This is a genomic window from Sulfurimonas sp. (assembly GCF_016744025.1).
Lineage (GTDB): Bacteria > Campylobacterota > Campylobacteria > Campylobacterales > Sulfurimonadaceae > Sulfurimonas.
This window is the reverse complement of sequence record NZ_JADGFC010000086.1, coordinates 1-11,466: the sequence shown is the minus strand read 5'-3', so window position 1 is coordinate 11,466 and position 11,466 is coordinate 1. Positions and strand designations below refer to the sequence as shown.

Here is an 11,466-nt window from a genome sequence, read left to right as displayed (position 1 = left end):
GTATTGACAATGGGAACTGAAGATAGACATAAGATAGCAAAAGCTCAAAGAAAAAGAACTATTAAAAAAACAAAGAGTATCTCAAAAAGAGTTCTTATCGCTTGTGAAGATACAAAGTCTTCAAGATTTTATTTTACAAAAATGATAAAAGATTATGGACTTAGAGGTAAAGTTACTTTTGCTAAACATATTGGAACAAATCCAATGAAAGTTCTTGGAGCTATAAAAGTTCATTTATTAAAAGATTCTAATTTCGATGAAAAGTGGATTGTTATTGATAAAGATAGTTATTCAAAATCAGAGTTTAACGGCACTATTGCAAGTGCAAAAGCTTTAAATATTAATGTTGCTTATGCCAATGAAGCTTATGAGTTATGGATATTACTTCATTTTGAAGAGCAAACCGCATATATTAACCGATTGCAATTAAATAAAAAACTTACCACTATGATTGACTATGAAAAGAATAATGAATTTATTTATGAAATAGTTAAATCTAAGCAAAGTGAAGCTATTAAAAGATCTAAGAATCTGATTAAACATTTTACAGATATAAATGGATGCCCTGATCCATTTAATGATAACCCTTCAAATACTATTTATAAACTTGTTGAGTCTTTGGAAAAACTCAAGGCAACATAATCTAATATAAAATAGTAAGCTATCCGTGTACTCAACCATTACACTTAATGATTACCTTTTTGTAAATAAATCTCCACTTTTCCCACCTCCATGCAAACATTCTGCAAAAACTAACTGTAAAATAATCTTAAACAATTAGAGGAATTAAGATGAAAAATTTACTATATGTTGATAGAGAGTTTGAAAATTCAATGGGTGGAGATAAGAACAGAAGTAGATATTTGCATAAGAGTTTGCAAAACACTTCTAAAGTTTTTACTTGCATCATTAACGACTCAAACACACATACAAAACACTCTTGCGACCTAGAGCTCTACACTGCAAAAAAGACAAATCATCTGCTTCCACAAGCTATAGCAGAGTTTTCACAAGAGAGTTTAAATATGTTTGTGACTTTTATAAAAGAGCATGAGATTAAAGAACTTTTTATTCGTACTATCGCTTTTAGCTCACTTGCTGTTTTTGCTAAAAGAGCAGTTGCATCTCTAAACATCATCATAGATGCAGACCTTATTTTGTCTCGTCTGATGCAACAGGCTTGGCAGAAAAAAAGATCACTAAAGAACAGATACTATCTATTTGAGTCTGTTAAACTTTTCTTTTATGAGAAAGCTCTATATAAAAATAATTTTACTATTTTGTTCTCAAATGAAGATGAGTGTTTTAAGATAAAAGAAAAACATGTATCTGCTAAAATAGAGTACTTGCCAAACACAACTGACATAAAACCCAAAGAGGTCTCAGATGCAGATGCAAAGGTCATTCTCTTTTTTGGAGTAATGGACTCAACAGCAAACATAGATGCATACAAATATATAGAGACCGAGCTTTATGAGAGAATCAAAGATGAGCTAGAACTTTACGACTACGAGATTCACGTAGTAGGGAAAAACTGCGAAGCTTTAAATGGCTCAACACATAAACGCATAAAAATCATAGGAAAAGTAGACTCAATTGAGTCCGCCATTTTAAAGAGTAGTTTTGTACTGCTTCCTATTTTCATAGCATCTGGAACAAACACCAGAGTCATTGAGTGTGCCATAGCTGGACGAGCTTTAGTTACTACGCCACTTGGTATGGAGGGTCTTACAAGATTAAAAGACCAAGAGTATATAGCTCAAAACTTGCAAGACATGAGTGCGTGTATAAAAAAACTTATGTGCGAGAAAACCTACCGCATAGAACTTGCCAAAGATTTACAAGAAGAGATTTTAGCTACATTTTCATATGAGAACTTTCAAAAAAAATTAGAGGATATTATAAACAACTCATCCAAATCAAAAGTAGCACTCATGCATGTTCCAAGACGTTTTACACAAAGCTCATGGGGCGGAACTGAGACTGTGGTTATCAGCAGTACAAATGCTTTAAAACCACTAGGTTATGACTCTAGCATCTACACATCAAAAGCTCTAGATAAGACCCCGCAAGAGAGTATTGGCTCTGTTGTCGTAAAACGGTTTGATTATTTTTACCCATTTTTTGGACTTAATAAAAAACATATAGATGCCTTTGACGCCATTGGAGGGAACCTCTTTAGCTTCTCTCTTTTGTTTGCACTATTGCGCAAAAAAGATATAGACCTTATTCATCTTCATACTCTAAAGAGAATGGGTTCCATAGTAAGAAGCGTAGCAAAGTACAGAAAAATCCCATATGTTATAACTCTTCACGGAGGATATTTCAACATCAACCAAATCGAGGTCAAACACCGTAAAGAACAGCTAAAAAATGGTTTTGAGTGGGGTAAGATTTTGGGCTTATTATTTGGTTCTAGAAAAGTTTTAGATGATGCAACAGCTATTATAACACTATCAAAAGAGGAGTATGTTCAAGCTCATAAACGCTATGGTGAAAAAGTGCATTACATTTCTAATGGTGTAGATATAGATAAATTTAGAAAAAGTGAAAACACTTCTTTTAAAGATAGCTACAATATACCTGCATCTAAGAAGATGATACTTTGCAGTGCAAGAATAGACACTCAAAAGAACCAGCTTCTTCTTTTAGAAGTATTTAAAGAGTTGTCGCACAAGTACGATGACTTGCATCTAGTACTTTTAGGGGCAGTGTCTGATAATGACTATTTCATTTTATTAAAAAGTTTTATAAAAGAGCACTCTTTAAACTCTACTATTACTTTCGTTGAAAATTTAACACCAAAAGATCAGCTTCTTGTAGACGCATATAGAGAGGCTGAGATATTAGTACTGCCATCACGTCATGAACCTTTTGGCATGGTTATACTTGAATCGTGGGCGGCAAGCACTCCTGTTGTTGCTTCTCTTACTGGTGGAATAGGAAAAATCATTACTCATAACAAAAATGGACTACTTTTTAAAAATGGTGACAAAAATGAACTATATGAAAACATTACTTATCTCTTAGATAAAAAAGATTTAAAAGATATGTTGGTAGAAAATGCTTCCAAAGATGTAAAAAAATACGATTGGAAACATATTGCTAAAGATTTAGATTTTATATATAAAAGTGTTCTAAAATCTAAATAGCTCCTATTGTAAGTTTGGATTTAAAACTTGGCAAAACTCTTTTATATCCCGCTTATTAATGATGCCTTCTAAATTGTTATTTCCATAAATAGTATGGGCAACATTTAAATCATCTTCAGAGGACATAACTATAATCGGAATATTTATATCTTCTTCATCCATATAGTTTAATACCTCTGAACTTATCCCATCAGTTAAATAAAAATCCAATATAATCATATCGAATTTTTTTGCAATGAGCAGATTTTTGGCTCCATTATTTGTTTCTGTAAATGTGAGTTTAAATTTATCTTGCAAGTAAGTTTGAAGGAGTTCTCTAAACTTACGACTATCTTCCACTATGAGTAGATGCTTAGCATCTTTTGGAGCATTTGTTACAGAGTAAGAGTTTATGATTGGGTTTGGAGTTGGTATGCTTACATGAAAACAACTTCCCTTATCAGGTTCACTATCTACCCATATTCTTCCTTTGTGTAGTCCTTCTATAATTTTTTTACATAACATAAGACCCAGACCAGTACCTGATGTACTTTTTTGATAAACATTTTCTATTTGAACAAAGGACTGAAACAGTTTTCCTTGATCTTCTTTTGAAATTCCTATGCCCGTGTCACATATGGAAAAAACATACTCTTTTCTCTTCTCTTCATAACTTATGGTTAGAGAAATTTTTCCGTTTTCTGGCGTAAATTTTATGGCATTACTTATTAAGTTTAAAATCGCTTGTTTAAAGAGTCTAGCATCTAAGAGCAAGTATAGATGCAAGTCCAAGACTACTTTTAATGATATATTTTTTTTCAAAGCCATCGGTGTGCTTAGTGTCTCTACCTCTTTTAGTATTAAGTAAACACTGCTAAGTGTAGGATTGAACTTCATTTTTCCAGCTTCTAATTTAGCAAAATCAAGAATGGTATTTACAAGTTCTAGTAAGTTGTTTCCTGCAATATTGATTTTTTTTATGTATTCTCTTATATTATCTGGTGTATCAGGACGAAGCATCAGCACTTCAGAATAGCCATTAACCGCAGTCAAAGGAGTTCTTAACTCGTGAGACATACTAGATAAAAATACATCTTTAGCGTGGTTTGCACTCTCGGCTTTGTCCACGTATCCCATGAGTGATAGTTCACGCTCTTTTATGGAAAAGTTAAGTTCAAGTGCTTCAAGTAGTAAAATGAGTATCTCTTTTAGGTATAGTTTATTTGCTAAAGATTTAAGTGAAAGACCTATGTAGAAATTAAACTTTCTGTATTTAATAATCTTTTTTAAATCAAACTCTTCAAGATCAAATTCTTTTGTATCTATTTTTATATCTTCTATTGCCCAAGCAAGAGTGCTTTGCAGACTTTCTTTTATACTTTGGATTACATTAGCACTAATATTTACTTCTGAACTTAAAATAAGATCATGTTGTGAAAATACATTGTTAATAGAACTTATAGCTTTTAAACCTGCATTTAAAGATAAAAAACCACTTGTTGAAAACTCTTTTAGAGGTCTATCCATAAATTCATATAACTCATTTGTAGTCAATGTCAGTTTTTCAAAAAGTTCTTTTTGTTTTAGCTCATCTTCTTTAAAAGATTTGAACTCTGTTACTAATGAGTGCCATTTTACATGTAGTCTAGTAAGCTCTTTTATGTCTATACCCGAAGCATTAAGGAGTTCGGACTGCGTGTCAAAACTTTCTAAAAGTTTATGAAACTTACACTCTGATGAATCGGTTGTAATAGAGTTTAATTCAGACAAATCTCTCTTGTCACTTTTCATAAATGTTTCTATCTTTGAGTAGTTTTCTTTATGAATGGAGAACACACTATATACTTTATCTAGCATCCAGATAGACGAGTTTTGAGAAACATTATTTTCCGATATATTGGTTTTATAATAAGAACTATCAACTACCAAGTACTCTACCAACGCTAATATTTTAGACAGTAATGCAAAATTTTTATTGACTAAGGGATCAATCCCTGACATCCTACTTAGGAGCTGACTTATTCCAAAAAAACCATATTTTACTTTGGCACTCTCAAGTTTTAAAGATGAATGAACATAGCCAACCTTACAAACACGCTCTATGTAGTTTTGATCAAAGGGACTACTGTAAATAAAGACAATAAACTCTTTAAAAGTATTTAACAATTGATCTAGGTCTGTATATCTAAAGTAATATACTAAGTCTTTTTTATCTTTTAAATACTCGTTGTAAAATTTGTCAATCAATATATTACTTAATATCGGAAGCCTATCTTTTAATTCTTGAAGTGATAAAATATCTTCTTGCGTAATACAAAAATTTTTTAACAAATCATCCATATTATGATTTTGCATGCGTAACATTCCCTATTAAGTCGTTTTATAAATTATATCATAAAGTATAAATTAACAGTTTGCAACAATTTTGCAAACTATTTCTTTATACTGAGAAATTAAATTAAGGAGATGTTATGCAAAAAGTACTTATTAGCGCATTAGCGTATGATGGAGGGAAGTCTGGCATTGCCAATTATATTGACAATGTAGTTTCCCAACTAAGCAAAACTATGTACATTGATATTATTGTAAATGAAGACGAGGTTAAATTTTTTGAGGGGATATCGGACAAAATTTCTTTTAAAATTGTTCCATCTCATTTAAAAAAACCTTTACATAGTGTCCTTTGGCATCTTTTTATATTACCATTTAAGATAAATAAAGATGAATATGAGTGGATGCTTCTTCCAGCTGGAAACCGTCGCCTGATGTCATTTTACCCAATAAAAACACTTGTAACAATGCATGATTTGTCGCAGTTTAACGTAGGAAAAAAATACGATATATTTCGTATGTTTTATATAAAACGCGTAATCCCATTTTTTTTAAAACGAGCAGATAAAATTTTTACGGTAAGTCAAAACACAGCTGATGATATGGTTCTACACTACAGCATGAAAAAAGAGCAACTCACTGTAAACTACAATGGAGTAAATAAGGATTATTTTGCACCAGCAACTTCTTTAGATAAAGATTTATTAAAAGTAAAAAAGCCCTACATACTTTATGTTTCAAGAATAGAGCATCCTGGAAAAAATCATCTAAATCTAATTAAAGCTTATGAAAAACTACCACTTAGTTATAAAGACAAGTATAACCTTTGTCTTATAGGTAGTGACTGGAATGGAGCACAGGCTGTTCATGAATATGCTGATTCTTCCTTAGATGCTAAACGGATTAAATTTTTAGGGTATGTAGAAAACAGTGAGTTACCGCTTTACTATCGTAATGCATCTGTATTTGTATTTCCATCATTTTATGAAGGTTTTGGAATTCCTGTAGCTGAAGCAATGGCAAGTGGTGTAGCTGTTGCTGCATCTAATACTTCTTCACTTCCCGAAGTTGGAGGAGATGCCGCACTTTATTTTGATCCTGAATCAGCTGAGAATATTTCTGAGGTTATGCATAAGATATTAAAAGACAAAAAATACAGACAAAATATGCAAAAGATGGGTTATAAGCAAGTTAAAAAGTTTGACTGGAAGATACATGCAAAAATCATCCAAAAGATTGCTAACTCTGCATAATAATTGCAATAAGATATGTGATACTACTCAAAATTAGGAGTATCTCATGAAAACTTTAACACACACAACAAGAACCAAACTAAGCAAAAGAGTTACTGAGTCATCTTTGGTTTTTAGTTTTTATCTACTTTATATACTGGTTCTTCCTATGATGAAGTTAATATCAATATTTTATAAAAAAAATCTTTACTCACCTTATAGTGTTGGACATGGAATCAACCTGCAAATATTCAACACAACTTTTTCTTTAGTAAAATACCTACCATTGAGTAAGGATATACTACAAAAAAAAGTCTCCTTAGTTGGAACAAATATTTATAATGAACAAACTCAAAATAAAATTCTTCCTGCTCTTTTATCTCTATATACGCTTCGATCTTTAAGCGGAATAAATCACTTATCTGTTGAAGATACAGATAACGAGTATTTACAAAATACAAGCGCACTATATGATATGAAGTTGTGTATAAAATTTTTAATAGCTTTAATATTTTCATCTACAAAAAAAGTATATCTGCGTCGTATAAATCTAATGGGCGTATCTTTTATAAATACTACCATGCAAAATGCTGTAGAGCTTATAAAAACAAATGTAAATAATAGAAAAAAAACAAACATCTTTTTTATTAATGCAGATACCTTGAACAAAACTTATTCTAATCCATCTTTAAGAAGTATATTGAAAAAAAACTCGTTTGTACTTCCTGATGGAAGCGGTATAAAGATGGCTTGTAACATGATGAACACTCCACTTAAGCAAAATATAAATGGAACAGACATGTTTCCATTTATTTGTCATATGGCACAAGAAGAAGGATTGAAAATTTTTCTTTATGGAGCTAAGGACGGTGTAGCAAATCAAATGAAAAACAAAGTACAAAAAGAGTTTCCATCTTTAGAGATTGTAGGTGCAATTAATGGTTATGATATTCATAACAATGAAGTTATAAATATGATTAATCACTCTAAAGCAGACATAGTATTTGTAGCTAAAGGTGCTCCACTACAAGAAGAATGGATACAAAAAAATTCTAAAAACATATGTGCTCCTGTAGTTATTGGAGTGGGAGGTCTTTTTGATTTTTACTCTGGAAATATCCCCAGAGCTCCTATATGGATAAGAGAAATTGGACTTGAGTGGACATTTCGTTTAATGCAAGAACCACAAAGATTATTTAATCGTTATATCATAGGTAATCCACTATTTTTAATACGAACATATTATTGGGACAAAAAACAAAAGCGTGAATCTTTAAAAAAATATCATGAGTTAGTAGAAGAGAAAGAAGTATTTTCATTTTTACCTGATATCTCATTTATTAGTCATTACTCTTATCCGGTAAGTAAAAGGATTTTAGATATTTGTGCTTCATCTGTTGCCATATTACTTTTGTCTCCACTTATTCTCACAGTAGCCGTACTAATAAGACTTGAGAGTAAGGGTGCAGTTTTATTCCATCAAAAAAGAGTTGGTAGAAATGGAAAATTATTTAATATGTACAAATTTCGTTCTATGATTCAAAATGCAGAAGCATTAAAAAAAGAGTTATCTGATACAAATGAATCTAAAGATGGTGTAATATTTAAGATTAAAAATGATCCTCGTATAACTAAGGTAGGTAAATTTATACGTAAATGGAGTATAGATGAGTTACCACAACTTTTTAATGTTCTAAATGGAGAGATGAGCTTAGTAGGTCCCCGTCCACCTGTTCCTTCAGAAGTAGCAGAGTATGTAAGTGATGATCTTAAACGTTTACATATTGTTCCAGGTATAACTTGTTACTGGCAAATATCAGGACGAAGTGAGATACCCTTTAAACAGCAAGTTGATTTAGATAAAAAATATATCTCTACATGTTGTTTGTGGACAGATATAAAGATTTTATTTGCAACAATCCCAGCAGTACTTTCTCATAAAGGTGCTTACTAAAAAGATTATGAATGTTTGCAACTTATTTGCAAATATTCATTGTAGACTTTAAAATAAAAGAAGGAGTACGTCATGTTAAAGATACAAAGACAATATAATGATGAATACATAATCTATGATTTTATTGGTTCAATAAATAAGAATGATTTAGAAAAAGTAGAAAATATGTTAAATGATGACATTAGTAAAACATATGCATTTATTTTTAGTTTTAGATATCTTAACTACATAGATGCAGATGCAGTTAAAATGTTGCAAAAAATCTATGTAGTTGGCATTAACAGCGCTTGTGAAATGATTATAAGTGGTCTAAATGCTCAACCTGAGATGATGTTAGAAATATTTCAAACTGATAGACTCTATATGGTTAAAAAAACACTCAAAGATGCAACAAATATGTTCTACGGAGAAGATTATGAAATTATGTATAGCAGTTGATACCAACTTTGAAATTTTTAATTTACAAGTAATGAGTATCGCAGGAAAAGAAATAATTGAATACTGGTTAGAATGGGCTAGATATAAAGCCTATGATGGACTTTATATCTATACGTCTAGCAACATTATAGACAATAATAAAATCAAAACATTTCAGGATTTATATGGAGTGAAGTTAGTATACCAGAACTCATCAGAAGAAAAAATTATAGTTGAAAATACTAAGATGTACAATGGCATTGGAATTTTTTTAGATAATGGTGACTACAGATGTTTTCAAAACATGAATGATATATTAGCTTTTGAGCAAGAGCTGATTTATAATCCATTAAACTACTGCTCATCAGTTGGTTATGGAAAATCAGAAAATATACATATTGGTAAGAATGTCTACATTCATGAATCTGTTAAACTTTTGGGAGCTGTAATTATTGGTGATAATTGCACTATTGAAAAAGGTGTAGAAATACAAGACAGCGTAATAGACAAAGGTTGTCTCATTAAAAATGGCTCGACGCTAAAGAACTCTCACATTAGCCAAAATATACATTTAACTACAAAACTCTACTTAAAAGACAAAGCTCTATTTGAATCAAATTTATTTGATATTAAAAAAAGAGAAAGCTTAGCTCATGATGGAATTTGCCTGAAAATTTAATGCTTTAGAGGAATGAAGATATGATAGTAGCTATAGCAGGTGGAACTGGGTCTGGTAAAACTACACTCTCTTACGCCATGAAAAAGATCTACACTTTACGTTTTAATGCAAATGTTGAAATTGTGTCAATGGATAATTATTATAAAAATGAAAATATTGAAAAATTTGATAACTATGATCATCCAAAAGCATTTAACATGACCCTGTTATATAATGACTTAAAGGAGTTCTTATCTACTGGGAACATGCAAGTACGAAGCTATGACTATGTTACAAAAGAAAGTACAATAATAAGAACTCAATCAAATGTAAAAATTTTAATATTAGAAGGTTTATATCCATATTATGAAAAGAAAATAAGAGATATATGTAGTATAAAATTGTACTTAGATATAGATGAAGACACTAGGATTAAAAGAAGACTTCTACGCGACTTACAAGAAAGAAACATATCAATAGAAAAAAATACACAAATGATAGATTCTTTTGTAAAAGAGATGCATAAAAAATATGTTTCAAAACAAAAAAAGAAAGCAGATAAATTATTTAAAAGTAGTGAAAACATTTTAGAATATTTGTAGTATATTAATGTTATTATAAATATACTCTTTTAAGGAAAATGAATGAAATGTAAGCCATATATAATTGCTGTTGATGATACTCAGTATAATCTTGAGGTACTAACAATGATACTAATGGACTTAGATGCAGAAATAGAATGTGTAGAATCTGGAGCAGAAGCATTGGAACTCATTAAAATCAAGGTTCCAGATTTAATTTTACTTGATATTATCATGCCTAATATGAATGGATATGAAGTTTGCCAAACAATTAAAAAAGAGCCTGAGACTAACAATATACCCATAATATTTCTCTCTGCATTAGATGATATTGAAAGTAAAATAAAAGCATTTGAAGTTGGTGGAGTTGACTATATAACAAAGCCATTTAACACACTTGAAGTTGCAGCCAGAGTTAAGACTCACCTAAAACAGCACTATATGCTCGAAGAGATGAATATACTTCTTAAAGAATCTTTTCATGAGATTTATACACCTCTTGGAGTCATTAAAAGTTCTCTGTCTCTTTTAGAACTTGAACAAGGAGATAACGAACATTTTCAAAATATTAAAGCTTCAGTACAATCTCTTCACTCTATATATGAAGATATGTATTATGCTATAAAAAAAGAAGTTCGCAGTTACCCTTCTCAATGGATAGATTTGGAACCTTTTTTACAAAACAGGATTAAAATCTATAAGCCTCAGTTGGATAATAAAAAGCTCCAATACACAATAAGTTCTGAAATTGATTCACCTATGATAAAAATAAATCCTACAGAACTTGAAAGGCTAACAGACAACCTACTCTCCAACGCAATAAAATATGCAAATGAAGATAGTATAATTAAAATAGAGATAGCTCCTTTTAATGAAAAAATCAAATTGCTAATATCTAACAATTCAAAAAAAATCAAAGATTCTAAAAAGCTTTTTAATGAGCTTTACCGTGAAGATCATAGTGTTATGGGACTTGGAATTGGTTTGAGTATAGTTAAAAAAATATGTGATAAATACAATATAGACATAGAAGTAGAATCAAAAGACGACATAACGAGTTTTATACTTCGCCAATTCTAAAATCAAGTGCAATTTTTTGAAAGTAAGTTGAAAGATAGGATTAATCGATAATCTGCTAATCTTATTCGACCAAAAACAAAGA

General features: G+C 30.7%; 9 protein-coding genes. 8 read left to right on the top strand and 1 reads right to left on the bottom strand.

What is annotated here, in order from left to right; translation table 11 throughout:
* Both QZZ48_RS11205 and QZZ48_RS11200 read left to right on the top strand, forming a co-directional pair.
* A partial coding sequence (locus tag QZZ48_RS11205; RefSeq protein ID WP_294965745.1) for an RloB family protein occupies window positions 1-642 on the top strand: 642 nt, incomplete at its 5' end.
* 149 nt (window positions 643-791) lie between these two features.
* Entirely contained in the window at window positions 792-3,152 is a 2,361-nt protein-coding gene (locus tag QZZ48_RS11200) for a glycosyltransferase family 4 protein (protein WP_294965742.1), read from the top strand.
* A 3-nt stretch (window positions 3,153-3,155) separates the two neighbouring features.
* Here QZZ48_RS11200 and QZZ48_RS11195 read toward each other — a convergent pair whose 3' ends face one another.
* Window positions 3,156-5,486, bottom strand: coding sequence for an ATP-binding protein (locus QZZ48_RS11195; protein ID WP_294965740.1), 2,331 nt, complete (start codon window positions 5,484-5,486; stop codon window positions 3,156-3,158).
* Window positions 5,487-5,602: 116 nt separating this feature from the next.
* Between QZZ48_RS11195 and QZZ48_RS11190 the strand changes: the two genes are divergently transcribed.
* The 6 genes from QZZ48_RS11190 to QZZ48_RS11165 all read left to right on the top strand — a co-directional run bounded on the left by QZZ48_RS11190 (window position 5,603) and on the right by QZZ48_RS11165 (window position 11,384).
* The gene (locus tag QZZ48_RS11190) at window positions 5,603-6,715 is read left to right on the top strand and encodes a glycosyltransferase family 1 protein (protein WP_294965737.1); all 1,113 of its coding nucleotides are present in this window, start codon (window positions 5,603-5,605) and stop codon (window positions 6,713-6,715) included.
* Between the two features lie 46 nt (window positions 6,716-6,761).
* Complete coding sequence (locus QZZ48_RS11185; RefSeq protein ID WP_294965735.1) at window positions 6,762-8,648, top strand: WecB/TagA/CpsF family glycosyltransferase; 1,887 nt, start codon at window positions 6,762-6,764, stop codon at window positions 8,646-8,648.
* A gap of 72 nt (window positions 8,649-8,720) precedes the next feature.
* Entirely contained in the window at window positions 8,721-9,086 is a 366-nt protein-coding gene (locus QZZ48_RS11180; RefSeq protein WP_294965732.1) for an STAS domain-containing protein, read from the top strand.
* The gene (locus tag QZZ48_RS11175; RefSeq protein WP_294965730.1) at window positions 9,064-9,744 is read left to right on the top strand and encodes a hypothetical protein; all 681 of its coding nucleotides are present in this window, start codon (window positions 9,064-9,066) and stop codon (window positions 9,742-9,744) included. The genes QZZ48_RS11180 and QZZ48_RS11175 overlap by 23 nt, the downstream gene beginning before the upstream one ends.
* A 20-nt stretch (window positions 9,745-9,764) precedes the next feature.
* Complete coding sequence (locus tag QZZ48_RS11170; RefSeq protein ID WP_294965728.1) at window positions 9,765-10,325, top strand: hypothetical protein; 561 nt, start codon at window positions 9,765-9,767, stop codon at window positions 10,323-10,325.
* Between the two features lie 42 nt (window positions 10,326-10,367).
* Entirely contained in the window at window positions 10,368-11,384 is a 1,017-nt protein-coding gene (locus QZZ48_RS11165; protein WP_294965725.1) for a hybrid sensor histidine kinase/response regulator, read from the top strand.
* The last annotated feature ends 82 nt before the right edge of the window (window positions 11,385-11,466 follow it).